The sequence below is a fragment of the Micromonospora sp. NPDC048909 genome, from assembly GCF_040649635.1.
GTDB lineage: Bacteria > Actinomycetota > Actinomycetes > Mycobacteriales > Micromonosporaceae > Micromonospora.
Window position 1 is genome coordinate 134,233 of sequence record NZ_JBEZFU010000012.1, and the last position, 24,294, is coordinate 158,526.

The window sequence follows — 24,294 nt, forward strand, 5'->3', positions numbered from 1 at the left end:
CGACCTGACGCACGCGCGGCAGGCGAGCTACCGGCGGTCGACCTCCGGCTCGGTCGGGGCCGGCTCCGCCCCGGGCAGGACGGCCCGCCCGGTCAGCCGCCAGTACTGCCGGTGCCCCTCGTCGCGCACCACCACACCGATCCGACCCAGCTCCCGGCGAATCTCCCGCACGTCGTCCTTGCGTTCCCGGGTCAGGGCGTCCTGCCGGGCCCGCAGCAGCGCGTCGGCCCCCACCGGCAGCCCGGGCAGCCCGGTCACCCACAGCCGGTACGCCGCCCGGTGCGGGTCCTCGTCCGCCCAGGGCCAGCCGTGCGCCCGAAACGCCGACCGCAGCCGGTCCCGGTCCAGCTCCGAACGCTCCCGAACCAGCTCGCCGCCGTCGGCGTCGAGCAGCACCAGGTCCCGGTCGTCGGCGAAGACGACGCGGACCTCGCGCCGGGCCACGTCCTGCCGCCGGCCGTCGCGGCGCAGCCCGACCCGCTCGTTCTGCACGGTGACGGTGAGCCGTTCGGCGGTGCCGGCCGTGGCGAGCAGCCCGCCGGCGAGCGCCCCCAGCGCCGCGGCGCCGATCGTCACCTGCGGCTGCGGCAGCCGGGACAGCGCCTCGAACAGCCCCTGCACCGGCGCCCAGGGCAGCGCGGCGATCCAGCCGGCCGCCGCGGCGAGCAACCAGCCCGCTCCCGCGCCGAGCAGCGGAAACCCACCCCACATGACGGCCAGCTCGGCCGCCCCGCCGGTGACGGTGCTGCGCGATCCAGGGGCGCCGAGCATGGTCAGGCCACCTCGCGGCGCAGCGTCCGGACCAGCCCGGCGAGCACCGGCACGGCCAGCCAGACCAGCAACGACACCCCCAGTCGGCCCCACTGCCCGGCGGTCAGCTCCCCGGTGAAGAGCGGCTCCATGGTCCGCCCCGTGTCCAGCCAGCCGGCCGGCCCGCGCAGCCCCGGAACCAGCTCGCCGAGGATCGACCACACGGTGGGCAGCAGCAGGTAGCTCACCACGGCGAGCGGGGTGTTGAGCAGCAGCAGCCCGAAACCGGCGCCCATCAGCACGTTCGCGACCTGGAACACCACGGCGTTGAGCAGCAGCGACTCGTCGAACCGCCAGCCGCCACCGTCGCCGATGGCGCCGGCGACCAGCGTTCCGGCGGCGGCCACCGCCAGGCTGGCCAGCACCGAGGCGAGCGCCGCCACCACGACCGCGGCCAGCTTCGCCGCGACCACCCGCTCCCGGCGGGGCACCAGCGCGTACGTGCTGAGCGCGGTGCGCTGCGACCACTCGCTGGTGATGGAGAGGATGCCCAGCACGGGCAGCAGCACCCCCACCGGCAGCATCGACGGCACGAAGAAGTTCACGAACGTGTGGTCCGCCTCGTTCGCGTAGATGAGCTGCAGGACGACGATGGCGGCGGTGGTGAGCCCGATGGTGATCAGCAGCCAGAGCCCGGCCCGGGTGTCGGTGAGCTTGCGCAGCTCCACCGCGGTCAACCGGAGCAGGGACGGCCGTCGTAGGCCGGGACGGCGCTGCGGAGCGACGGCGCTCGCGGGAGGTGCGGTCGTGGTGGTCACTGGTCGGCCTCCTTGGTCGACTCGGCGGCGGTGAGGGTGAGGAAGAGCTGCTCCAGGCCGCCGCCGGCCGGGCGCAGCTCGGTCAACGCCACCCCGGCGTCCACGGCGGCCTGCCCGACGGCCTCACCGTCGGCGCGGACCACCAGCCCGTCCGCGGCGTCGGCGACGGCGAGGCCTGCGGCGTCCAGGGCCCGGCGCAGCGCCGCGACGTCCCGGGCGCGCACGATCGTGCCGCCGCCGGCGAGCAGTTCGGTCTTGTCGCCCTGGGCCACGATCCGGCCGCCCCCGATGACCACCAGCCGGTCCGCGACCGCCTCGACCTCGCGCAGCAGGTGGGAGGAGAGCAGCACGGTGCCGCCCCGGTCGGCGAAGTCGCGCAGCAGACCGCGCATCCAGAAGATCCCCTCCGGGTCCAGCCCGTTGGCCGGCTCGTCGAGGATCAGCACCCGCGGGTCGCCCAGCAGCGCCAGCGCCAGGCCGAGGCGCTGCCGCATGCCCAGCGAGTACGCCCGGACCCGCCGCTTCGCCGCCGCCGCGTCCAGCCCGACCTGCTCGAGCTTCGCGCCGACCTCCCGCCGGTCCACCCCCATCGTGTACGCGGCCACGGCCAGCGCCTCCCGACCGGTGCGCCCGGCGTGCTGGGCCGAGGCGTCCAGCAGCACGCCCACCTCACGCCCCGGGTTGGCCAACTGCCGGTAGGGCCGCCCGTCGACGGTGGCCCCGCCGGCGGTGGGTGGGGTGAGCCCACAGATCATCCGCAGGGTGGTGGACTTGCCGGCGCCGTTCGGCCCGAGGAATCCGGTCACCGTGCCCGGCTCACAGCGGAACGACACGTCGTCGACGGCCGCGTGCCGGCCGTACCGTTTACTCAGATGCTCCACGCTGATCATGCCGTCGAGCCTGCCCGCGCCGGCCGGCCGTCCGCTGCGGCCGGCGGTCGATGACCGCGGCGACCTTGGTCGACCCCCGGATCTCGACTTTGGTCGCTGGTCGCCGGAGCGCGCCGATGCCTAGCATGGGCGGGTGACCAGCGCCGTCGTGCCGGAACACCCGTGGCTGCTGCCCGGGGCGCTCGTCGTGCCGACCGCCCGGTCCCGGGCCCATCCGCGGCGCACCACCCGCGACTGGATCGTCGACAGCCTCGCCTTCCTGCTCTCTCTCACCTGGGTTCTGTTCAGCACGGCGGACGCCCTCACCCCGCACCCGACGCTCGCCACGCGGCTGCCGTACGGCTGGATGATCGTGGCGGACGCGCTGCTCGGGCTGGTCTGCTGCGGGCTGCTCTGGTTCCGCCGACGCTGGCCGCTCGGGCTCGCGGTGGCCAGCCTGCCGCTGACCGCCTTCTCCCTCGGCGCGGCGATCCCGCTGCTGATCATCTACTTCACGGTGGTGGTGCACCGGCGCACCGCGGTCGCGTTGGCGATCAGCGCGGCCGGGCTCGTCACCAACTTCGCCTTCGGCTACCTGCGCCCGGATCCGGACATGTCGTACTGGGCGGTCACGGTGTGGGGCGTGGTGATCGCCGGGACGGTGCTGGCCTGGGGGATGTTCGTCCGGGCCCGCCGGCAGCTGGTGGTGTCGCTGCGTGAGCGCGCCGAGCGGGCCGAAACGGAGCAGCAGTTGCGCGTGGCGCAGGCCCGCCAGTTGGAGCGCACCCGGATCGCCCGGGAGATGCACGACGTGCTGGCGCACCGGATCTCGCTGCTCAGCCTGCACGCCGGCGCACTGGAGTTCCGCCCGGACGCGCCGGCTGAGGAGGTGGCGAAGGCCGCCGGGGTGATCAGGGGGAGCGCGCACGCGGCGTTGCAGGACCTGCGCGAGGTGATCGGGGTGCTGCGCGCGGAGACCGCCGACGAGGAGGATCCACAGCGCCCGCAGCCCACCCTGGGTGACCTGCCGGCGTTGATCGAGGAGTCCCGGGCCGCCGGGGTCCGGGTCAACGCCAGCGACCTGGTGGCCGCACGGGGGTCGGTGCCGGCCGCGGTCGGGCGCAGCGCGTACCGGATCGTGCAGGAGGGGCTGACCAACGCCCGCAAGCACGCCCCCGGCGCGGTGGTGACGGTCAACCTGGCCGGCGGCCCCAGCGACGGGCTCACGGTGGAGATCCGCAACCGGTGGCCGGTGGGCGGGGTGAGCGCCGTGCAGTTGCCCGGGGCCGGCACCGGGCTCGTCGGCATCACCGAGCGGGTCACCCTGGCCGGCGGCCGGCTCGAGCACGGGCGCGACGACCGGGGCGACTTCCGGCTCGCCGCCTGGCTGCCGTGGCCGGCGTGACCGGGCCGGGGGTGGCCGGCTCGGAGTCGTTCGCGGCCGGCCCGGCGGGTTCCGGCGGCGGGGCGCCGAGCGAGCCCGCCCCGGGCGGAGAGCCGGTGCGGGTGCTGATCGTCGACGACGACCCGCTGGTCCGGGCCGGGCTGTCCATGATCCTCGGCGGGGTGTCGGACCTGCGGGTGGTGGGGGAGGCGGCCGACGGCGGCGAGGTTCCGGCCGCGGTCGCCGCGACCCGACCGGACGTGGTGCTGATGGACATCCGGATGCCGAGGATGGACGGCCTGGCCGCGACCGAGACGCTCCGCGCGCTGCCGCAGCCCCCCGAGGTGCTGGTGCTGACCACCTTCCACGCCGACGAGCAGGTGCTCCGGGCGTTGCGGGCCGGCGCGGCGGGCTTCCTGCTCAAGGACACCCCGCCGGCCGAGATCGTGCAGGCGGTGCGCCGGGTGGCCGCGGGCGAGGCGACCCTTTCGCCGGTGGTCACCCGTACCCTGATCGCGCACGTCACCGGTGCCGCGCCCACTCCCGCCGGGCCCGATCCACGCCGGGAACGGGCGCTGCGCCGGCTGGCCGGGCTGAGCGAGCGCGAGCGGGAGGTCGCGGTGGCGCTGGGCCAGGGCCGGACCAACGCGGAGATCGCCGCCGAGCTGTACATGAGCGTGGCGACCGTCAAGGCGTACGTCTCCCGGCTGCTGACCCGGCTCGACCTCAACAACCGGGTGCAGGTGGCCCTGCTGGTGCACGACGCCGGCCTGGTCTGACCCCGCCCAGCGCCCCACCTCAGCCGTCACCCCCCGCGAACGGGTTACACTCATCCTTGGTTGTTCCATTTTTGGTAGTGTCAAGGATGGCGGTATGGACGGTTTCGTGGGGCGCGGCCGTGAACTGACCCAACTCGACGCCATGCTGGAGCGGGTACGGCGCGGCGGCCGCGCTGGGCGTCCGGGCCGTGCCCTGCTGATGCGTGGACGACGCCGGGTGGGCAAGTCGCGGCTGGTCGAGGAGTTCGTCGAGCGGGCCGCTGTTCCGCACGTGTTCTTCACCGCCTCAGCGCAACCCACCGTGGCCGCCGACCTCGCGCTGTTCGTCGAGGCGGCGGTCGGGTCGAGCCTTCCGGGGGCTCACCTCTTCCAAGGACAGACCCCGCAGACCTGGGACGCAGCGCTCACCCTGCTCGCCGCCGCGCTGCCCAGCGACCGACCCAGCGTCGTCGTCCTGGACGAGATGCCGTACCTGATCGGCACCGATCCGGGGTTCGAGGGGACCCTGCAGAAGGTGTTCGACCGGGAGTTTTCCCGCCTTCCGGTCCTCCTCATCTGCGTCGGGTCGGACCTGGCCATGATGGAGGCGTTGAACGACTACGGCCGGCCGTTCCACCAGCGCGCCACAGAGATGGTCGTCCCGCCGCTGAGCCCGGCAGACGTCCGAAGCATGCTCGACCTCTCCGCGGCAGAGGCGTTCGACGCCTACCTGGTCTCCGGCGGGCTGCCGCTGATCCTCGACGAGTGGCCTTCCGGCGCCACGCTGCATGACTACCTCAGCGGCGCCGTCGCCGACCCGACCTCCGCCCTGATCGTCAGCGGCGAGCGGGCGTTGGCCGCGGAGTTCCCGCCACAGTCCCAGGCGGGGTTGGTGTTGAGAGCGATCGGGTCCGGTGAGCGGACCTTCTCGCTGATCGCCCGGGCGGCCGGCGACCTGCCTGCGGTGTCTCTCACCCGGGCACTGCGGCTGCTGGCGGCGAAGCGGATGGTCGAGGTCAGCCTGCCGTTGTCGACCAAGCCCTCCCGGGAGACCAGATACTCCGTCGCTGACCCCTATCTGCGGTTCTGGCTCTCCTTCCTCGGGCCCTACCTCCCCGAGGTCGAGCGGGGCCGTGGCGATGTGACGCTGGCCCGGATCACGTCCGCCTGGACGAGCTGGCGTGGGCGCGCCATCGAACCGGTGGTGCGGGAGGCCCTGCGCCGACTGTCCCCGGGCCGACTTCCCGACGGCACCGCGGAGGTGGGTGGCTACTGGACCCGGACCAACGATCCGGAAATCGACCTCGTGGGTGCGGATCGCGGGCCGGTCGCGAAACGGATCACCTTTGTCGGCTCGATCAAGTGGTTGGAGAACCGACCCTTCGACGCACACGACCTGGGACGTCTGCTGCAGCACCGGTCCCGCCTGCCGGGTGGGGACGACGATGTCGTGCCGATCGCGGTGTCCCGCGCTGGCCTGGCCACCGACGGTGTCCAGGGGCTGTCACCGGAAGACCTGCTCGCCGGGTACCCGGATTGAACCTCTGGTCGGCGGCGGCCGTACCACTGCCCGAGGATGTGGTGCGGCGGGCCCGCCGCGCCGCTGCCGAGTTGCGGGAGGTCTGCCGTGCGAGTTGGTGAGCAGTCGACGGATCCCATCGATCAGGTACTGGGTGAGGTGCCGATGCCGGCGCCGCTGACCCCCGAGGACGTCCGGCTCGCGGTCCGGGCGGTGGTCGTGCACACCGCGGAGGAGTGGCCGACCGGGCCGCTGTGCCGCAACGACGGGGCCACATATCCGTGCCGCCTGCACCGTTGGGGCCGGCGGGTGCTGAGCGCGCACGGGCTCAACGACCGCCAGATCGAGGCGCTGATCCGGCACGGCAACCCGTTCGTGCACGTGCCCTTCCCGTTCACCGCCACCGGTCAGGCCGCCCGGGCGGTGCCGCCGGGCGTACGCCCGGTGGTGCACGCCGCGGGCACCGGCCGGCCGGTGGTTCCCCCCGCCCCCGCGCCGCGCTGGCCCCGGGCGAGCTGAGCGGAGGTACGGCCGCCAGCCCGACCGGGGCAGGACGACGCCGGCCCGACGCGGGGTTCCCCACCCGCGCCGGGCCGGCGTCGGTACCGGTGACCGCTCAGCGGACCCCGCAGTCCGGTGCCGACCAGCTCGTCGTGTTGGAGCTGTCGTCCCTGTTGTTCTCCCGCCGTGAGTCCACGTGCACGTGGTCGTCGTGGTCCGGGTAGCCCGGCCCGTAGATGCCGCTGAAGCCGTGGTTGCGCGCCTCGCGAGCCACCTGGCAGAGCGACGAGTTGCGCGAGGTCACGTCGGCGGCGTTGCCGTAGAGGTGCTGGCTGTCCGACGCGCCGCCGACCCGGTTGTTGCAGGTCTGGCTGCGGAAGCCGCTGCTGATGTTGAGCGGCTTGTCGCCGAGGCTGCGCCGCAGCGCCTCCAGCTTCCACATGTTGCGCAGCGCGTTCTCCCGGGTCTCGGCGGCCGGGCGCGGGCCGCCGCTCCAGCCGCTGCGCCCGCAGCCGTCGTCGAGTTCGGTGAAGCTGAAGTGCCGTGGCGTGCAGTCGTTGTCCTGCAGCTCGTAGAGCTTGCCGTAGGTCTGTGGGCCCGCGACGCCGTCAGCGCGCAGGCCGTACGCCTGCTGGAAGCGCCGGACCGCGGCGGCGGTCTTCGGTCCGAAGATGCCGTCGTTCTCGACGATGTCGCGGTAGCCGGCCCAGCCGGCGATCCGGATCTGCAATTGCCGGACGTCGCTACCTGACCGCCCCTGGTAGAGGTTGCGGTTCCAGGTGTAGCAGCCGTCGGCGTGGGCTGCTGGCGCGGCGACCACCGTGGCGATCGCGGCGCCCGGCAGAGCCAGGGCGAAGGCGACGGCAGCCCGCTTCAGGGTGTTTACGCGCACAGAAGTCCTCCCGATAGGAGAGCGATTGGGGTGGGCTTCGGGACATCGACCGTGCGTCCCGTGATTTCCACCCTGGCACTCATCGTTCGGGTTGGTGGCGATTAACGAGAATCGTCCTCATGATTCGCGGTTCCTGGGTAGTGACTGTGAATTCGGCTGATTTGCGAAACAACCATTCCCACCGTACGGCGGCAGAAATGCGCAAAACCACACCGAACGTCGCGCGGTGCCCCACCGAGGGTGATGTTCTCCCGCCTCGGCGACGCGGTAACGTCAGCGCCGGTTGATGGACTGGCGGAGGTGGACGTGGCCCGGGGAGGCGTCTTCTGCGTCGAGGGGCAGTGGCATCGCGACCTGAACGAACGCGGCTCCGTGCTGCCCACGCTCGAACTGCTCGAACGGCTCGGCAAGATCCGATTCATCCACAAGGACGCGGCCACCCGAGACGAGCTCTTCTACTTTCTGGACCGCTGGCTGCTCAAGCAGTACGCCGACCACCGGGTCGGCTTCTTCGCCATGCACGGCGAACCGAGCCGGCTCCGCCTCACCGACTGGCACTCCGTCGAACTCGCCGACGTCGCCGACCTGATGGCGGGCCGCTGCGAGGGGCGACGGCTCTACTTCGGCAGCTGTTCGGTGCTGCGCGCCTCCGACGCCGCGCTGCGCGAATTCCTGGACATCACCGGAGCGGCCCTGATCTGCGGTTTCACCCGCGAAGTCGACTGGGTCGAATCGGCCGCCTTCGAAACCGTGCTGCTCGACGTGCTCGCCAACGGGCATCGGCACAACGCGGCCGAACTGCGGATGGGCTCGGCCCACTGGGCGCCGCTCGCGTCGTACCTCGGCTTCCGGGTGATCTACGCCAACGGCCGTGCCTGGCGCCCGACCGGCCGGCCCCGGGTGCCCGCCCAACCCGCCGCCGACCGTCGGGCCCACCACCCCCGCTGACCCGGGGCACCGCGCCGCGGCCCGGCCGGATGCCCTGGTAGAAACGATCCGTGGCCCCCAGCATCGCGACAAACACGAAGGTCGACCGGGACGCCCTGGTCGAGTTCCTCCGGCCCCGGCACAGGGTGCTCCTGATGACCACCCGCGCGGACGGGCGACCGCAGTCGTCGCCGGTCGCCGCCGGGGTCGACACCGCCGGTCGGCTGGTGGTCTCCACCTATCCCGAGCGGGCCAAGGTGGCCAACATCCGCCGCGACCCACGGGTGTCGGCCTGCGTGCTCTCCGACGACTGGAACGGGCCCTGGGTGCAGATCGACGGCACCGCCGAGGTGCTGGACCTGCCGGAGGCGCTCGAACCGTTGGTCGAGTACTTCCGCTGCATCTCCGGCGAGCACCCGGACTGGGACGAGTACCGCGCGGCGATGCTCCGGCAGGGCAAGTCGCTGATCCGGGTCACCATCGACAGCTGGGGGCCGATCGCCACCGGCGGCTTCCCGGCCCGCCTCGCCGACTAGCCCCCGCCCGGTCAGTACGCGGCGGTGAAGCGGGTGTTCTCGTGCCGCGGGTTCTCGATCTCGTCGACGATCGCGACCGCGAGGTCCTCGTACGTGAGCACGGAGCGGCCCTGGTCGTCGGTGACCGGCTGGTCGGTGCCGGTGCGGTACTGCCCGGTCCGCTCGCCGGGATGGAACTCCAGCGGCGGTGGAGAGACGTACGTCCAGGTGACCCCGTCCGCGCAGGTGCGGTAGTAGTCGAGGGCGTCGGCCTGCCCCTGGGCCGAGGCGCGGTACTCCGCCGGGAAGTCCGGCTCGTCGAGGTAGGGCGTCCCCTTCGGGGTGAGCAGGGTCGACCCACCGCCGAGGTGGATGATCCGCGGCGGATCGGGCAGCTGGCGCAGCGTGCCGACCAGCGTCTCGGCCGCGTCGCGCCACAGCTCCCGGTCGCCGCCGCCGATCGCCACCACGAAGACGTCCGCCGCCGGGGCCAGCTCGCGTACGCTCCGCTCGCTGGTGGCGTCGCCGGTGACCACCTGGACACCGGTCGGCAGGTACGAGGTGGCCTCCGGGCGGCGCACCGCCCCGGTCACCCGATGCCCCCGGTCGACCGCCTCGGCGGCGACCCGGGATCCCGCGGTGCCACCCGCGCCGAACACGACGATGTTGCTCATGATCGCCTCCCGCCGGACGTAGCCCCGCCCTCAGGCTATTGACCGGCACGGCCGGCGTGTGCCGTTACCCGAAGAACTCGACGAGCACGGCGGCCAGCGCCGCCGCGCCGGGCCGAGCAGGGCCCCGGCCGACGGCGGATCAGTCGACCAGCGCGGAGTAGACCAGCTGGCGCAGCTGCGGTCGGATCGGGTAGGTGCTGGACGGCATGAGCTGGGTGAAGAAGAGCGCGGTGATCTCCTCGGCCGGGTCGACCCAGAAGGCGGTGCTGGCCACCCCGCCCCAGTAGTACTCGCCGACGCTGCTCGGCACCCGGCTGGGGATCGGGTCGTCGACCACCGCGAAGCCCAGCCCGAAGCCGATCCCGTCGAGGGTGGTCTCGGCGAAACCGCCGGTGGAGAGGGTGCCCAGGTCCTGCCCGCCGGGCAGGTGGTTGCGGGTCATGAAGCGCACGGTGCGCGGCCCGAGCAGCCGCACCCCGTCCAGTTCGCCGCCGCGCAGCAGCAGCTGGGTGAACCGGTGGTAGTCGGCGGCGCTGGAGATCAGGCCACCGCCACCGGAGTGCAGGACCGGCTTCTCGTACGCCAGCGCGCCCAGCTTGTCGTAACGGAACGCGCGGCCGGTGCGCGGGTCGGGCGCGTAGAGGGCCGCGAGCCGGTCCGCGGCGTCACCCTCGACCCACCAGTGGGTGTCGGTCATGCCGAGCGGGCGGAAGATCCGGTCGGTGAAGAAGGCGTCCAGGCTCTGCCCGGAGACGACCTCGATCAGCCGGCCCAGCACGTCGGTGGCGACCGAGTAGCCCCAGGCGGTACCGGGCTGGAAGAGCAGCGGCAGCTCGCCGAACGCCCGGGAGGCGGTGGCCAGGTCGACGTCCGCCGGCGGGTAGAGGTCGTAACCGGCGGCCCGGTAGAGGCCGTCGACCACCGAGGTCTGCATGAAGCCGTACGTCAGGCCGGAGGTGTGGGTGAGCAGGTGCCAGACCCGGATCGGCTCGACCGCCGGCACGGTGTACGGCTTGAGCGTCGAACCCTTGGCGTAGACCCGCAGGTCGGCGAACTCGGGCAGCCAGCGGCTGATCTCGTCGGTCAGCTCGAAGCGGCCCTCCTCCCACAGCATCATCGCCGCGACCGAGGTGATCGGCTTGGTCATCGAGTAGATCCGCCAGAGGGTGTCCGGCTCCACCGCCGCGCCGGCCTCGACGTCGCGCAGCCCGTACGTCGTGGAGTGCGCCACCTCACCGCGCCGGGTGACCACCGCCTGCCAGCCGGCGAGCCGGCCGTCGTCGACGTACCTGCCGAAGTGCTCGTCGATCCGCGCCAGCCGCGCCGGGTCGAAGCCGATCTGGTCCGGGTCGATGCTCCGCGTCACACTCACGTCGCCGAACCTACTCGCCGGTTCGCCGCTACCGGAAGGGCCATCGTGTCGGCGGCGGCCACTAGCCTGGCCGGATGCCGGAGCTGACCGAGGACACCACCTTCCGCCACGAGGACTGGTACGGCGAGGAGCTGACCGAGCGGCACTTCGTGGGATGTGAGTTCTTCCACGTGGACCTGACCGAGGCGGTGAGCCGGGGCGCGGTCTTCACCGGCTGCACCTTCGGCAACGTGCTCTTCAACGCCTCCCGACACGTCGACTCCGCCTTCACCCGGTGCGTCTTCAAGCGGTGCAACTTCTTCGAGGCCGAGTTCACCGGCTGCAAGCTGGTCGGCAGCACGTTCGACCAGTGTGACCTGCGTCCGCTGACGGTCGCCGGGGGCGACTGGTCGTTCGTCGCGCTGCCCGGCGCCGACCTGCGCGGCGTCCGGCTGACCGACGTACGGATGCGCGAGGTCGACCTGACCGGAGCCAACCTCACCGGCGCCACGGTGACCGGCGTCGACCTCTCCGGCGCGCAGCTGCACAGCTCCCGACTGAGCGGGGCCGACCTGCGCGGCAGCGACCTGAGCGCGCTCGACCCGCTGGTCGTCGAGCGGGCCGGCGCGGTCGTCGACCCGGAGCAGGCGATGATGATCGCCCGGGCGCTCGGCTTCGAGATCCGCTGACGAAAGTCGACGTCGGCTGTCAGGTTTGGCTGCCATGGTGGCCACATGGCGTGGTGGTCAGATCTGCTCAAGGAACAACCCGAGTTCGCCGAGCGGGTGCGGGCCCGCTTCGCGGTCCGCAAGCACGGCACGATGGCGACGTTGCGCCGCGACGGCGCGCCGCGGATCAGCGGCACCGAGTTCGACTTCAGCGCGGAACACCTGCGGCTGGGCAGCATGACCGGGGCCCGCAAGGCGATGGACCTGCGCCGCGACCCGCGGGTGGCGCTGCACTGCCCGACCGAGGACACTCCGGCCGACGACCCGACCTCCTGGGGCGGCGACGCGAAGATCAGCGGCGTCGCCCACGAGGAGACCCCGGCGGACGACGGGTCGCACCGGTTCCGGATCGAGCTGACCGAGGTGGTGTTGACCCGCGTGGGTGACCCGCCCGACCACCTGGTGATCGAGAGCTGGCACCCGGGCCGGGGGCTGCGACGCCGCGAGCGGCGCTGATCCTCCGGGCCGTCGTCGCGGTTGCCGGCCGCGTCCCGGCCCGCCGTCGGCAAGAGGTGGACCGAGATTCCGCTTCCGATCGATGTCCGCTACCTTGCCGTAACAGACTGGGCGCGGCGACCGTCCGGTTCTGGTGGATCCGACGAACCGGGCGCGGCACGACCGTGCGGTGGGACGGCCGCTTCCCACCGGGCCGGACCGTCTGGTGGGGAGCGGAGGGACCGGTGGCGGAGGACGACTTCACGCGGACGGGCACGGGTACGTCCGGTCGGGGAGCCGGCCATCGGGCAACCACCACACCGGCGCGGCACCGGTCGCGGGCCCCGTTCGCGGCTCACCCGGCGCTGCGCTGGTGGCTGGCCCCGGTCGGCCAGCGTCGGTGGGCTGTCGCCGGGCTCGCCGCGCTGGCGAGCCTCACCGCCCTGATCGCGTACGTCGGATCCGGGCCGGAGGCCGAGCCCGGCTCGCCCGGGGTGCCGGCGGGGGTGGGCAGGCCGACCGGCTTCCCGGCGGTCGAGGCGAACGGGAGCGACACCGGGCCGGCCAGCCCCGGGCTGCGGCCCCGACAGCGACCGCCGAGCGTCGCGCCCACCCCGTCGGTCACCACTCCCACGCCCGCGCCGGCGCTGCTCACCGTCAGCCAGGGCGACATCCCGGCCGAGGTCGACCTGACCGCCGCCGGGCCCCGGGACTGGGTGCACTGGGGGCTGCGCGGCGGCGACTCGACGGTCCGCAAACGGAACGGGTCCGGAGAGATCGCGGACGAGGGTGGCCGCGGCGCCCGCGGCGGCTGGGACGGCAACCAGGAGGTCTTCAGCTGGCGGGACGGCGCCGCGGTGCGGGCGGCCAGCGGCACCCCGAACGGCGTCTACACCTGCGGGGCGGGCAACGGTTTCGCGCTGGCCGTCGCCGGCAGCGGCGAGCTGCGAACGGTGCGGCTCTACGCCGGCCTCTGGATGGCCCGAGGCCGGTTGGAGGCCCGGCTCTCGACCGGGGGCCCGACCACCACGCTGCGGATGGAGGATCCGCACACCAGCCGCAGTGCCGAGTTCACCCTGCGGTTCCGCGCCCCCCGGGGCGCCCGGCTGCTGATCAACTGGAGCACCGAGAAGGTCTTCACCGGCGACTGCGGCAACGTCGGGGTCCAAGCGGTCGCCCTGCGCTGACCGGCGACCGGGTGCCCTTTCCCGGCGGTGGTCAGCGGCAGCCGTTCGTCCGGCCGGGAAGTGTGGGCAGGGGTAGCGTGGGCGCGATGAACCTGGTTGATCAGAAGGGACCTCGGCGATGACCTCCAGCGAGCAGGTCGTGGACAGCCCGACGGGCTGGGTTGCCGACCACATCCGCCGGTACGTGCAGACCGGCGGGGCGGACGGCCACGAGTGGCGGCCCGGGGTGTTCACGCTGCTGCTGACGACCCGGGGTCGACGCAGCGGCAAGCCGCGCCGCACCGCCCTCATCTACGGGCGGGACGGCGAGGACTACCTGGTCGTCGCCTCGCAGGGCGGTGCGCCGGAACACCCGGCCTGGTACCGCAACCTGCTGGCCGATCCGGTGGTGGAGGTGCAGGTCGGCGCGGAGACGTTCACCGCCCGGGCGCGCACCGCCACCCCGCAGGAGAAGCCGCGGATGTGGGCGACGATGGCGGCGATCTGGCCGGCGTACGAGGACTACCAGACCAAGACCGACCGGGAGATCCCGGTGGTGGTGCTCGAACGCGACTGACCCGCACCCGCACGGTCCCTTACCCCGCGGGTAATCGACGGCACGGCGCGGGCCGCGCAGACTTCTCCCATCGGCCCGGCCTCGCCGGCCGGGCCGCACCGACTGGGAGGACCCTCATGCCCGCGTTCGCGCTCGCCCACCTGCGTACCCCCGACACCAACGAGGACGTGCTCACCTACATCGAGCGGATCCAGGCCACCATGGACCCGTTCGGTGGCCGGTTCCGGGTGCACGGCGCCGAGGTGGAGGTTCTCGAGGGTGAGTGGCCCGGGACCGTCGTGATCATCGAGTTCCCCGACGTGGAGGCGGCCCGGGCCTGGTACGCCTCGCCGGCGTACCAGGAGATCCTGCCGCTGCGGACCCGGCACATCGAGGGCTCGACGATCATCGTGACCGGCGTCGGGCCCGACTACGACCCGACGCGGACCGCGGCCCGGCTGCGCGCACAGGTCGCCGGCTGAGCTCGACGGGACAGTTTGTCCGTCACCGCGCGACGACGCGGACGTACCTTTCTGCTGTCCCGGTCTGACCGTCCTGTGTGGAGGCCCCGCAGATGAGCAGCAGCACCGCCCACCGCGCCCCTACCCTCACCCCGACCCGTGCGGCGGAGCCCGTCGGCGACGTGCTCCGGGAGATCCCGCTGCCGCCCTACGTGACCGGTGAGGACGCCCAGTTCGCGGTGCGGGCCGTGGTGGTGCACGCCCCGCGCAGCTGGTCCGGCGGGACGGTCTGCCGCAACGACGCCAGCCCGCACCCGTGCCGGCTGCACCGCTGGGGAGCCCGGGTGCTGGCGCTGCGCGGCCTGCGGGATGTGGAGATCGCCGCCCTCATCGAACACGGCGACCCGACGGCACCGGTGCCCACCCGGCCGGGCGCCTGACCAGGCGGCTCCCGGCCCCCGGCCCTCGCGCTACGCAGGGGCCGGGGACCGGACCGGCCGGTCAGCAGGCGATCGGCTTGACCCAGGAGCACTCCACTCCTTCCGGCGCGCGGGGCGCGTCGGGCGCCGCCGGTGGCGCCACCCTCGCGGCGCTGGCGCCCTGCTCGCCGTAGCCGGCGAGCGCGATGGCGATCTGGTCCTCCAGCGGCTTCACGGTCGAGGCGAGGTAGTTGTTCAACACGACGGAGAAGGCCAGCAGCCGGCCGTCGGCGTCGGTGGCGTAGCCCGAGAGGCTGGAGACGCCGGTGAGGCTCCCCGTCTTGGCGTGCACGTTTCCGGCCGCCACGGTGCCCCGCATCCGGCTGCGCAGCGTGCCACCGACGAAGCGCTCGGCCTCTCCGGCGATCGGCAGCGCCGCGTACCAGGTGTCGAACCAGGGCTCGGCCCGGACCGCGGCGAGCAGGTCCACGAACTCGCCGGCCGGGACGAGGTTGCGACGGGAGAGTCCGGAGCCGTCCCGCTGGCGCAGCGTGCCAGTGTCCATGCCGGCGCCGGCGACGTACTCGCTGATCTCGGTGAGCCCGGCCGACCAGGTGCCCGAGCCGGCGAGCACCCGGCCGATCTCCTTGGTCAGCACCTCGGCGTGCCCGTTGTTGGAGAGCTTGAGGAACGGCACCAGCAGCTCGGCCAGCGGCATCGAGTCGTGCCGGGCCACCGGGGTCGCCCCGCCCGGGGTGGGCTGGCCGAGCACCGTGCGACCGAGCACCCGTACGCCGTGCCGGTGCAGCGCCGCCCGGAAGACGTCGGTGGCGTAGCCGGTCGGCTCCCAGACCGTGACCCAGTCGCTGGCCGGCTCGTCGCCCACCGCGATCTGGCCGGTGACCACGATGGTGTTGCCGCCGTGCTCGCGCTCGAAGGAGACCGACGTCTCCCCGTCGGTCACCGTCTCGGCCCGGTTGTCGATGCGCAGATAGCCGGTCGGCGGGGTGGTGGTGATCACCGGCCGGTCGCCGGCGGCCTTGCCGGGCGCGGCGTGGACGATCACGGTGCCCGCGTCGTAGTCGGTGTCCGGCGCGACCGTCAGCGCGGATATCTGCGCGGCGTAGTAGTAGGGCTCGTCGTCCCAGGTCCAGTCCGGCCCGAGCCGGGTCCGGTCGTAGCGGGTGTCGTCGGCGACGAGGTTGCCGGCGACCACCCGCACGCCCTTGGCCGCGATCTGGGCGGCGAGCGCGTCGTAATCGGCGGCGAGCATCGTCGGGTCGCCGCCGCCACGCAGGTAGAGGTTGCCGGAGAGCAGCCCGCCCGCGCGTTTGCCGTTGGTGGTCACGTCGGTGGTGAAGCGGTGCCCGGGCCCGAGCAGTGCCATGGCCGCGGTCGAGGTGAGCAGCTTCGTGTTGGAGGCGGGCACCAGCCGGCGGTCGCCGTTGCGGTCGTAGAGAGTCTCGCCGGTGCTGGTGTCGACCACGACCACCGAGGCCTGCGCTCCGGCCAGTCGGGAGTCGGCGAGGATCGCGTCGATGGTCGCGTTGAGGCGGGTCACCGCGGGTGCCGGGGCCTCGGCGGTGGCGCCGGGCGCGCCGGCGGTGGACACCAGGGCGACCAGCGCCACCAGCGCCAGCGTCCGGGGGAAGAGACGTCGATGCATGCGTCGATGCTGTCATGGAGATAATCGCCAGAGAAGGGCCCGCGCCGAAAGTTATTGCCGCCGGAGGGTCAGTCGGCGAGCCGGGTCGCGGTCACCGGGCCCTCCAGTTCGCCACTGACCGGTGTCAGCACGGCCACCGCGCGGTCGACCAGACCGTCGTCGACCAGGACCAGCCGTTCGCAGGCGGGATCGCCGGTCCGCTCGGGCAGGTGGTCGGCGAGTGCGCGCACCTGCTCGGCGGCGTCGTCGTCGAGCACGAACCCGTCGGCCTCCCACCGTCCGTCCACGGCGAAGAACGCCTCGCTGTCCCGCTCGAGATCGCCGTTGAGGACCACCGTCGGGTTGTCGCCGTCGAGGTCACTGGACGCCTCGTTCAGGCCCCAGACCTGGTACGACGCGTCCCCCTCGGTCGGCGCGTCGGCCACCGAAACACCCGTGCAGCCGGTCAGCAGCAGCCCCAGCGCCGCAGTCGGCAGCAGCCTCGACCAGCCATGTCGTCCCACCATCACGCCTCCGCCCAGCCCGTGTCCCACGGGTCAGACCCGGCGCGGCGCCCTACGGTTCCCGCCGGGGGGCGCCGACCGCGATGCGGCGCGGAGGGCGGGCGTCAGGCCGGTCCCGCAGCTCCGGTCGCCCCTCGCTCGTCAGTGCCGCCCCAGTAGCGTCCGTCCGGCCGGATGATCAGCGGTGCCGCCAGCGCGGCCAGCGCCCCACCGAGCAGCGGGAAGACGATGAACACCCACAGTTGCCGCAGGGCGACGCCGCCCTCGAAGAGGGCCGGGCCGAAGGACCGGGCCGGGTTCACCGAGGCGCCGTCGAGAGTGACACCGACCAGCTGGGTCACGGCGAGCGCCAGCCCGATCGCGACGCCGGAGATGGCCGCGTGGCCGGCGCGGGCACCCGCCACGAGCACGACCAGCACGAACAGGAAGGTCAGCACGATCTCCAGCACGGCCGCGCCGCCCCGGTTGATGTGCGCGCCGTACCCGTTGGCGCCCAGTGCGCCGGTCTGGTCCGCCACGTCGCCCCACCGGGTCAGCGCCCAGAGGATGAACGCGGCGACGGTTGCCCCGACAAACTGGGCGATCCAGTAGGCGACCGCGCCGATCAGGGAGATCTTGCCGGAGAGCAGCACGCCGAGGGTGACCGCCGGGTTGACGTGGCTGCCCGAGAGTGGCCCGATCGTGTAGACCAGGGCCAGCATGACGAAGCCGAAGGCGAGTGCGACCACCACCACGCCGCCCTCGATCCGGGCGGCGATTGCGCTGCCCACACCGAAGAAGACCAGCAGCAGGGTGCCGATGAACTCGGCGAAGTAACGGTGCATTTCCTTCATGAGGGTCAGCGTATGGACTAATCGGGCTTGCCCAGTGCGAAATGATGAGTCCGCGAACTGTGAGCGGGGCGACGGCGCGTGCGGGCACAGCGGCAGGCCCCGTGCTGTTGTACCCGGCGTGGAAAACCGCTCGGTCGACGTGGTGGTGATCGGCGCCGGTCAGGCCGGCCTCTCGGCCGGGTATCACCTGCGCCGCGCCGGCTTCGCCCCCGGCGCCGGCTTCGTGATCCTGGACGCCGACGACGGCCCGGGCGGAGCGTGGCGGCACCGCTGGCCCACCCTCACCGTCGAGCGGGTGCACGGCTTCCACGACCTGCCCGCGATGCCCTTCCCCGCCGCCGGGCCGGACCAACAGGCGGCCCAGGTGGTGAGCGACTACTTCGAGGCGTACGAGCGGGAGTTCGGGCTGCCGGTGCGACGCCCGGTCCGTGTCAAGGCGGTGCACCCGCAGCCGGACGGGCGGCTGGACCTGCACACCGACCGCGGGCGGTGGAGCGCCCGGGCCCTGATCAACGCGACCGGCACCTGGAGCCGGCCGTTCTGGCCGCACTACCCCGGCCGCTCCTCGTTCCGGGGTCGGCAGCTGCACACCGCCGACTACCGGGGGCCGGCGGAGTTCGCCGGCCAGCGGGTCGTGGTGGTCGGCGCCGGCACCTCCGCCGTCCAGCTGCTCGGCGAGGTCTCCGCGGTCGCCGCCGGCACCACCTGGGTCACCCGGCGTCCGCCCGACTTCCGGGAGATCGAGTTCACCTCGGAGCACGGCCGCGCTGCCGTCGCGCTGGTCGACGCGCGGGTCCGGACCGGCCGCCCGCCGACCAGCGTGGTCGGGGTCACCGGACTGCCGGTCACCCCCGAGGTCCGCCGTCTGCGCGAGCAGGGTGTGTTGACGCGGTTACCCATGTTCGACCGGATCACGCCCGACGGGGTCGCCTGGGCCGACGGTCGGTTCGTCGCCGCCGACGTGATCCTCTGGTGCACCGGCTTCCGGGCCGCGCTCGACCATCTCGCCCCGCTGAAACTGCGCGCCCCGGGCGGCGGGATCACCATGGACGGGACCCGGGTGGTGGCCGACGACCGGATTCACCTGATCGGGTACGGCCCCTCCGCGAGCACGATCGGCGCCAACCGGGCCGGCCGCGCGGCGGTCCGCGAGATCCGCGCGCTGCTCGCGCCGGCCACCGTTCTCGACTGACCGCGCTCTATTTGACGGATCGCCCGGCAGCGGGCAACGTAGGTGCTGAGGGGCCTTTCAGCTGCCCCGATGCGGTGGTGGCGACTGGGTCGCACCGCGATCGCCTCCCACGTGTGCCCCGGACGCGGGCCGACATCCCGGTCTGCGCCGTTCCGACCGCGATCCGAGAGAATCCACGAGGAGTTCCACCATGCTCACCATGACCGACAACGCCGTCCTGGTCATCCGTGACCTGGCCAATCAGCAGGACGTCGCCGAGGACGGCGGGGTGCGCATCGCCGCCGACGCCGAGGCGGGTTCGCTCACCGTCGAACTGGTCGCCGAGCCGATCCAGGGCGACCACGTGGTGGACACCGAGGGTGCCCGGATCTTCCTGGACGCCGACGCCGCCGAGATCCTCGGCGACGCCTCCGTCGACGCCACCGTCGACGACGAGGGCATCATCCAGTTCGGCTTCACCGAGCGGCAGTAGGCACTCAGCCGGCCCGGCGGGGCTCGCCGCCGCGCTGTGCCCTGGGCGGTCGGCCACGGCCGGCCGCCTCCGGCCCGGCCGGCCAGGGCGCAGTCCCGCCGTCCCGGTTCGGATGTCGTAGCCCGGCCAGCACCTGTGCCAGATGGTGCGAGGTGCTCCACGCCGTCCAGCTGCTGGTCGAGCCGGCGCCGGCCCCTCGGCGGGCGCGGCGGAGGATCTCGTGGTCGCCCCAGGAGAACGACGCTCCGGCGGCCGGCCAGTGCGGCGCGCCGACCAGCGTGCGGCACAGGTCCGCGAACCGGTCGTCACCCCGCCCGCCCCGCCGCGACCAGCGGTAGATCCACCAGGCGCCGTCGGCGGTGTAGCACATGGTGGGCAGCCGGTCGCCCGGCTGCCCGGCGCCGGGCAGCGCCGAGCCGACGCCGTAGTCGCCGTAGCCCACGCCGGAATCGGCGAGGCGCTGCCAGAGCAGCCAGTCCCACCGGTCCAGCCGGACCGGCTCGTCGGTGGGCAGCCGGGAGAGGGTCGGCGGCAGGCCGCCGGCCGCCACCGTCACCGAGCGCCAGGAGTGCCGCCGGGCCCAGTCCAGCAGCCGACGCATCCGCGGCTCGGCGAGCCGGATGTCCGCCGGGCAGCACACGTCGCCCGCGTCCACCAGCAGGTCGCACTGCTCCGGCACGAGCCGGGTGAACCGCCAGATCCGCTCCACCGCCGAGGTCGCCGCGTCCGTGCCGGTGCGGTCACGGCCCACGCGTAGCCGGATCACCGATCGTTGCGCGTACGCCCGGGCCGCGGCGCCGTGCGCGGCCAGCCGCCGGTCGCTCTCCGCCAGCCCGATCACCGGCACCAGCGGTACGCCCCAGCGGACCAGTTCGGTCTGCGACGTGTCGGGCAGCGCGGTGACGTCGACGGCCGGTAGCAGACCGGCAGGCAGCCGGGTGAGTGCCTCCGATGTGGAGTGGTCGGTCAGGTCGACGTCGAGGATCGGGGCGATCAGCGCGGCGGCGGTGGCGTCGAGGTGACTCAACGCCTCCAGCTCGCCCCGCCGGTTGGCGAGGATGGGGCGGTAGACCGGTTCCGCCGCCCGGCCCCCGTGGGCGGGCACCATAGTTCAATGTAGCCAGGCATTCCCATGTGTCACAGGGCCGATCGGGCCGGTAAATGACCGGACGCTCGGCGGCCCCGCTGACTACGATCGCCGGATGCCCGAGACCCCGTACCGCTACCGGTCGTCCGACGAGGACAGCGCCCGGTGGCTCGGCTTCCCGTTCCGCGACGGGGACATCGTGATCAGCACCCGGTCCAAGAGCGGCACCACCTGGATGCAGATGATCTGCGCGCTGCTGGTGCTCGGCACCCCGGAGCTGCCCGCGCCGTTGCCGGTGCTCTCACCGTGGCTGGACTGGCTGGTCGAGCCGCGCGAGGAGGTCTTCCGACGGCTCGCCGCCCAGCCGCACCGGCGGTTCATCAAGACCCACACCCCGTTGGACGGGGTACCGGTCGATCCCCGGGTGACCTACGTGGTGGTGGCCCGGCACCCGCTCGACATGGCCGTCTCCCTCTACCACCAGGCCCGCAACCTGGACCGGGCCCGGATGCGCGAGCTCACCGGGCAGCCGGCGCCCACCCAGCCACCGAAGCCGCCGGCCCCCGTCGAGCAGTGGCTGAGCCGTTGGGTGGACCAGGAGGTCGACCCCCGCGCGGAGCTGGACTCGCTGCCGGGGGTGATGTGGCACCTGCGCGACGCGTGGGCCCGGCGGCACGAACCGAACGTGGTGCTGGTGCACTACGCCGACCTCTTGAGCGACCTGGACGCGCAGATGCGCCGGCTCGCCGACCGGTGCGGTCTCACCGTGCCCGACGAGCGCTGGCCGGACCTGGTCGAGGCGGCCACCTTCACCCGTATGCGGGAGCGGGCCGAGCGGCTCGCCCCCGACCCGGCCGGGGTGCTCAAGGACCGTAAGGCCTTCTTCCGGGCCGGGCGGTCCGGGCAGGGGCGGGAGCTGCTCGACGCGGCGGGCCGGGCCCGCTACCAGGACCGGGCCGCCGCGCTGGCCCCGCCGGACCTGCTCGCCTGGCTGAACCGCTGACCGACCCGGGCCCAGCGTCACCGGCGGGTGGCTCCGACGGGTGACTGCGGCGGGTGGGTCTGGCGCATCGCCGACCGACCGACACGCCGAGCGGCCCCGGCCCGCCGCCGGCTGAGGGCGGCGGGCCGGGGCGGCGGATGCTCAGTCGTCGTCGCCGTGATCGTCGTCGTCGTCATCGTCGTCGCCGTGATCGTCGTCGTCATCGTGCTTGTCGTCGTTGTCGTCAGCGTCGTCGTCGTCCGCCGGCTCCTGCTCGGCCCGGAGCACCGCGCCGCTGTCCCGGTCCACGTCGATGTCGTGCTCGGTGCCACCGGCCACGATCTCCACGCTCCACACCGGACGCCCGTGCTCCTGCTCCGCCTCGACCTCGACGATGCGTCCGCCACCGGCCCGGGCCAGCGCGATCTCGCCGGCCCGCTGCGGGTCGATCCGATCGCCGGTGGCCGGGCCGGTGCTCTGCCCCGGGGCGGCGCTGGTCGTCGGGGCGCCGCTCGGGCTGCCCGGTGCGCCGGCCGAGGCGCTGTCATCCGGCGTAGCGCTGCTGCTGTCGTCCGGCGTCGCGCTGGTGGTGCTGTCGTCCGGCGTGCCCGGCGCGGTCGTGGCGGCGGCCAGGGTGGTGCCCTGGGCGCGCTGCCCGTCGGCGGCGCTGACGCCGAGCGCCACCCCCGCCACCGCGAGCACGGCCGCTCCGGCCGTGGTCAGGATCATCGCGCTGCGCTTCATGTCTCCACCTTTCCTCGGTTGTCAGTTACGAGGATCGGTTTCGCCCGGATAGCGCCGCGCTGTGCCGATGCTAAGGCCCGGTTAAGCCGTCGGTGGGCCGAGCCGGAGGCGGACCTCCGCCCCGCCGCCCGGGGCGGTGGCCAGCTCCAGCAGGCCGCCGGAAGCCTGCGCCGCCCGCCGGGCGATGTCCAGCCCGAGGCCGGTCGAACCGGCCGCGCTGGCACCCCGACGCACCGCGTCGGCCGGCATGCCCGGCCCCCGGTCGGCCACGGTCAGCACCACCTGCCCGCCGTCGCGGACCAGCCGGACGGTGAACGGGGTGCCGTCCGGGGTGTGCGCGAAGACGTTGCCGAGCAGGGCGTCCACCGCCGCCGCCAGCTCGTCGGCGGGCACGCCGACCGGGAGTGGGCCGGGTGACAGGTCGAGGGTCACCGCTCGGCCGGTGTCCTCGGCGAGCACCGACCAGAACGCCACCCGCTCGCCGACGATGCCGGCCGCGTCCGAACCGGCCGGCCCGGCCCCCGGCGACCGCCGCCAGCGGGCCTGCTGGATCAGGCCGGTGACCGCCCGCTCCACGCCGTCCACTGCGGCGGTCACCCGGGCGGCGTCGTCCGGGTCGCGCAGCGACTCCGCCTCCAGCCGCAGCGCGGTCAACGGGGTACGCAGCCGGTGGGACAGGTCCGCGACCTGCTCGCGCTCCTGCACCAGCAGCACCTGGATCCGGCTGGCCAGATGGTTCAGCGCGCCGCCGACCTCGCGCAGCTCGGCCGGCCCGGACGGGGTGACCCGGGCGTCCAGTTCGGCGTTGGCGAGCCGGTGCGACACCGCGGAGAGCGCGCCGATCGGTCGGACCAGGGTGCGTGCCAACCGGTCCGCGACCAGCAGCCCGATCAGCACCAGCAGCACCCCGAGCAGGGCGAGCACCAGCCAGGCCCGGGTCACTCCCGCGGTCAGCTCGGCCCGGGGCACCTCGACCCGGATCACCCCGGTGCCGTCCGCCCGGCCCTGTACGGCGATGACCACCTCCCGGCCCGCCGCGGACTCCCCGGTCAGGCTCTGGCCACGGGCGGCCAGCGCCACCGCCGCGGTACGGGGGACCGGCGCGCCGAGCACGGCGCCGTCGGGCAGGTAGACGCTCACCGGCCGGCCGGAGTCGGCGGCGAGCTGCTCGACGGTGAGCCGGATGGTGGCCGGGTCGGCGGTGCCCACCACCGGCACGAGGCTCTGCGCGTCGGCGGTGGCCCGCACGGTGGCCCGGTCCTCGGCGACGGTCCGCACCAGCAGCGCCAGCGGCACCAGGAACGCGATCAGGATCAGCACGCTGACCGCGGCGACCAGCAGTGCCAGCCGGGCCCTCATCCGGCTGCCGCCGGCGGTTCCAGCCGCACGCCGACGCCGCGCACGGTGTGCAGGTAGCGCGGCTCCTGCGCGCTCTCGCCCAGCTTGCGGCGCAACCAGGACAGGTGCACGTCGACGGTCTTGTCGGCGCCGCCGTAGGGGATCTGCCAGACCTCGGTGAGCAGCTCCCGTTTGGTGATCACCTGCCCGGAGCGGCCGGCGAGGTGGTGCAGCAGGTCGAACTCGCGCGGGGTCAGCTCGATCGGCGCCCCGTCGAGGGTGACCTGCCGGGACCGGGGGTCGACGCGCAACCCGCCGACGACGAGCGCCGGGTCGGACGTTCCGGCGCCCGACGGCCCACGTCGGAGCACCGCCCGGACCCGGGCGTCGAGCTGGGCCGCGGTGAACGGCTTGACCACGTAGTCGTCGGCGCCCGCGTCGAGCACCCGGACGATCTCGGTCTCGTCGTCGCGGGCGGTGGCCACGATGACCGGCACCGAGCTGACCGCGCGCAGCATCCGCAGCAGCTCGCGACCGTCCAGATCGGGCAGCCCCAGGTCGAGCACCACCAGGTCGGGGCGGTCTTCGAGCGCGTCGCGCAGCCCGGCCATCGCGGTCGAGGCGGCGGCCACCGCGTGCCCACGTTCGCGCAGCGCCCGGATCAGCGGCGTACGGATGGTCAGGTCGTCCTCGATGAGCAGCAGGCGGGCCACAGCTCGCAGGCTAACCGCTGTCGGCGTCGATCCGACGGTTC

The 24,294-nt window shown here is 73.7% G+C and carries 28 protein-coding genes; 15 read left to right on the forward strand and 13 right to left on the reverse strand.

The window, feature by feature from the left end; translation table 11 throughout:
* Positions 1-27 precede the first annotated feature (27 nt).
* From AB0C04_RS26985 to AB0C04_RS26995, 3 genes are all read right to left on the reverse strand, one after another.
* The gene (locus tag AB0C04_RS26985; protein ID WP_357059658.1) at positions 28-771 is read right to left on the reverse strand and encodes a hypothetical protein; all 744 of its coding nucleotides are present in this window, start codon (positions 769-771) and stop codon (positions 28-30) included.
* Between the two features lie 2 nt (positions 772-773).
* Positions 774-1,496, reverse strand: a complete 723-nt coding sequence (locus AB0C04_RS26990; RefSeq protein WP_357059789.1) for an ABC transporter permease — start codon at positions 1,494-1,496, stop codon at positions 774-776.
* Between the two features lie 68 nt (positions 1,497-1,564).
* On the reverse strand, positions 1,565-2,458 hold the full coding sequence (locus AB0C04_RS26995) for an ATP-binding cassette domain-containing protein (protein ID WP_357059660.1): 894 nt from the start codon (positions 2,456-2,458) through the stop codon (positions 1,565-1,567).
* A 133-nt stretch (positions 2,459-2,591) separates the two neighbouring features.
* Between AB0C04_RS26995 and AB0C04_RS27000 the strand changes: the two genes are divergently transcribed.
* The 4 genes from AB0C04_RS27000 to AB0C04_RS27015 all read left to right on the forward strand — a co-directional run bounded on the left by AB0C04_RS27000 (position 2,592) and on the right by AB0C04_RS27015 (position 6,617).
* Positions 2,592-3,842: a histidine kinase gene (locus AB0C04_RS27000; protein WP_357059662.1), complete on the forward strand. Its 1,251-nt coding sequence runs from the start codon at positions 2,592-2,594 to the stop codon at positions 3,840-3,842.
* Positions 3,843-3,937: 95 nt separating this feature from the next.
* Complete coding sequence (locus tag AB0C04_RS27005; RefSeq protein ID WP_357059791.1) at positions 3,938-4,600, forward strand: response regulator transcription factor; 663 nt, start codon at positions 3,938-3,940, stop codon at positions 4,598-4,600.
* Positions 4,601-4,694: 94 nt separating this feature from the next.
* Positions 4,695-6,119 carry a DUF234 domain-containing protein gene (locus AB0C04_RS27010; protein WP_357059664.1) on the forward strand — a complete coding sequence of 475 codons (1,425 nt, stop codon included), beginning with the start codon at positions 4,695-4,697 and terminating at the stop codon, positions 6,117-6,119.
* 87 nt (positions 6,120-6,206) lie between these two features.
* Positions 6,207-6,617, forward strand: coding sequence for a hypothetical protein (locus AB0C04_RS27015; RefSeq protein WP_357059666.1), 411 nt, complete (start codon positions 6,207-6,209; stop codon positions 6,615-6,617).
* Positions 6,618-6,714: 97 nt separating this feature from the next.
* Here AB0C04_RS27015 and AB0C04_RS27020 read toward each other — a convergent pair whose 3' ends face one another.
* Positions 6,715-7,491, reverse strand: a complete 777-nt coding sequence (locus AB0C04_RS27020; protein WP_357059669.1) for a D-Ala-D-Ala carboxypeptidase family metallohydrolase — start codon at positions 7,489-7,491, stop codon at positions 6,715-6,717.
* 306 nt (positions 7,492-7,797) lie between these two features.
* Here AB0C04_RS27020 and AB0C04_RS27025 point away from each other — a divergent pair, with 306 nt between their 5' ends.
* On the forward strand, positions 7,798-8,439 hold the full coding sequence (locus tag AB0C04_RS27025) for a hypothetical protein (RefSeq protein WP_357059673.1): 642 nt from the start codon (positions 7,798-7,800) through the stop codon (positions 8,437-8,439).
* 50 nt (positions 8,440-8,489) lie between these two features.
* Positions 8,490-8,954, forward strand: coding sequence for a PPOX class F420-dependent oxidoreductase (locus tag AB0C04_RS27030; protein ID WP_357059676.1), 465 nt, complete (start codon positions 8,490-8,492; stop codon positions 8,952-8,954).
* An 11-nt stretch (positions 8,955-8,965) separates the two neighbouring features.
* On the opposite strand, the gene AB0C04_RS27035 is transcribed toward AB0C04_RS27030, so the two are convergent.
* A complete protein-coding gene (locus AB0C04_RS27035) occupies positions 8,966-9,607 on the reverse strand; it encodes an NAD(P)H-binding protein (protein WP_357059679.1) in 642 nt (213 codons plus the stop codon).
* A gap of 139 nt (positions 9,608-9,746) precedes the next feature.
* Positions 9,747-10,979 (reverse strand): serine hydrolase domain-containing protein, encoded by a 1,233-nt coding sequence (locus tag AB0C04_RS27040; protein WP_357059682.1) that lies wholly within the window; start codon positions 10,977-10,979, stop codon positions 9,747-9,749.
* 74 nt (positions 10,980-11,053) lie between these two features.
* On the opposite strand from AB0C04_RS27040, the gene AB0C04_RS27045 reads away from it, so the two are divergent.
* The 6 genes from AB0C04_RS27045 to AB0C04_RS27070 all read left to right on the forward strand — a co-directional run bounded on the left by AB0C04_RS27045 (position 11,054) and on the right by AB0C04_RS27070 (position 14,744).
* On the forward strand, positions 11,054-11,647 hold the full coding sequence (locus tag AB0C04_RS27045) for a pentapeptide repeat-containing protein (protein ID WP_357059684.1): 594 nt from the start codon (positions 11,054-11,056) through the stop codon (positions 11,645-11,647).
* A gap of 45 nt (positions 11,648-11,692) precedes the next feature.
* Positions 11,693-12,142, forward strand: coding sequence for a pyridoxamine 5'-phosphate oxidase family protein (locus AB0C04_RS27050; protein WP_357059687.1), 450 nt, complete (start codon positions 11,693-11,695; stop codon positions 12,140-12,142).
* A gap of 224 nt (positions 12,143-12,366) precedes the next feature.
* The gene (locus AB0C04_RS27055; RefSeq protein WP_357059689.1) at positions 12,367-13,308 is read left to right on the forward strand and encodes a hypothetical protein; all 942 of its coding nucleotides are present in this window, start codon (positions 12,367-12,369) and stop codon (positions 13,306-13,308) included.
* 118 nt (positions 13,309-13,426) lie between these two features.
* Positions 13,427-13,864, forward strand: coding sequence for a nitroreductase family deazaflavin-dependent oxidoreductase (locus AB0C04_RS27060; protein WP_357059692.1), 438 nt, complete (start codon positions 13,427-13,429; stop codon positions 13,862-13,864).
* A 116-nt stretch (positions 13,865-13,980) separates the two neighbouring features.
* Positions 13,981-14,325, forward strand: a complete 345-nt coding sequence (locus tag AB0C04_RS27065) for a DUF1330 domain-containing protein (protein ID WP_357059695.1) — start codon at positions 13,981-13,983, stop codon at positions 14,323-14,325.
* Between the two features lie 92 nt (positions 14,326-14,417).
* Complete coding sequence (locus AB0C04_RS27070) at positions 14,418-14,744, forward strand: hypothetical protein (protein WP_357059697.1); 327 nt, start codon at positions 14,418-14,420, stop codon at positions 14,742-14,744.
* A 61-nt stretch (positions 14,745-14,805) separates the two neighbouring features.
* Here the strand turns inward: AB0C04_RS27070 and dacB are convergent, their stop codons facing one another.
* The 3 genes from dacB to AB0C04_RS27085 form a co-directional block, all read right to left on the reverse strand.
* A complete protein-coding gene (dacB, locus tag AB0C04_RS27075) occupies positions 14,806-16,389 on the reverse strand; it encodes a D-alanyl-D-alanine carboxypeptidase/D-alanyl-D-alanine-endopeptidase (RefSeq protein ID WP_357059700.1) in 1,584 nt (527 codons plus the stop codon).
* 68 nt (positions 16,390-16,457) lie between these two features.
* Positions 16,458-16,895 (reverse strand): hypothetical protein, encoded by a 438-nt coding sequence (locus AB0C04_RS27080; RefSeq protein ID WP_357059704.1) that lies wholly within the window; start codon positions 16,893-16,895, stop codon positions 16,458-16,460.
* 101 nt (positions 16,896-16,996) lie between these two features.
* A complete protein-coding gene (locus AB0C04_RS27085; RefSeq protein WP_357059707.1) occupies positions 16,997-17,725 on the reverse strand; it encodes an aquaporin in 729 nt (242 codons plus the stop codon).
* 118 nt (positions 17,726-17,843) lie between these two features.
* Here AB0C04_RS27085 and AB0C04_RS27090 point away from each other — a divergent pair, with 118 nt between their 5' ends.
* The gene (locus AB0C04_RS27090; protein WP_357059709.1) at positions 17,844-18,917 is read left to right on the forward strand and encodes an NAD(P)-binding domain-containing protein; all 1,074 of its coding nucleotides are present in this window, start codon (positions 17,844-17,846) and stop codon (positions 18,915-18,917) included.
* 190 nt (positions 18,918-19,107) lie between these two features.
* Positions 19,108-19,389 (forward strand): adhesin, encoded by a 282-nt coding sequence (locus tag AB0C04_RS27095; protein ID WP_357059712.1) that lies wholly within the window; start codon positions 19,108-19,110, stop codon positions 19,387-19,389.
* A gap of 4 nt (positions 19,390-19,393) precedes the next feature.
* Here AB0C04_RS27095 and AB0C04_RS27100 read toward each other — a convergent pair whose 3' ends face one another.
* Positions 19,394-20,497, reverse strand: coding sequence for a hypothetical protein (locus AB0C04_RS27100; RefSeq protein ID WP_357059715.1), 1,104 nt, complete (start codon positions 20,495-20,497; stop codon positions 19,394-19,396).
* Positions 20,498-20,591: 94 nt separating this feature from the next.
* On the opposite strand from AB0C04_RS27100, the gene AB0C04_RS27105 reads away from it, so the two are divergent.
* Positions 20,592-21,479 (forward strand): sulfotransferase domain-containing protein, encoded by an 888-nt coding sequence (locus AB0C04_RS27105; RefSeq protein WP_357059718.1) that lies wholly within the window; start codon positions 20,592-20,594, stop codon positions 21,477-21,479.
* Positions 21,480-21,620: 141 nt separating this feature from the next.
* Here AB0C04_RS27105 and AB0C04_RS27110 read toward each other — a convergent pair whose 3' ends face one another.
* The 3 genes from AB0C04_RS27110 to AB0C04_RS27120 form a co-directional block, all read right to left on the reverse strand.
* Complete coding sequence (locus AB0C04_RS27110; protein WP_357059721.1) at positions 21,621-22,202, reverse strand: PepSY domain-containing protein; 582 nt, start codon at positions 22,200-22,202, stop codon at positions 21,621-21,623.
* Positions 22,203-22,283: 81 nt separating this feature from the next.
* Positions 22,284-23,561 (reverse strand): HAMP domain-containing sensor histidine kinase, encoded by a 1,278-nt coding sequence (locus AB0C04_RS27115; RefSeq protein WP_357059723.1) that lies wholly within the window; start codon positions 23,559-23,561, stop codon positions 22,284-22,286.
* The gene (locus AB0C04_RS27120) at positions 23,558-24,253 is read right to left on the reverse strand and encodes a response regulator transcription factor (RefSeq protein WP_357059726.1); all 696 of its coding nucleotides are present in this window, start codon (positions 24,251-24,253) and stop codon (positions 23,558-23,560) included. The genes AB0C04_RS27115 and AB0C04_RS27120 overlap by 4 nt, the downstream gene beginning before the upstream one ends.
* Positions 24,254-24,294 lie beyond the last annotated feature (41 nt).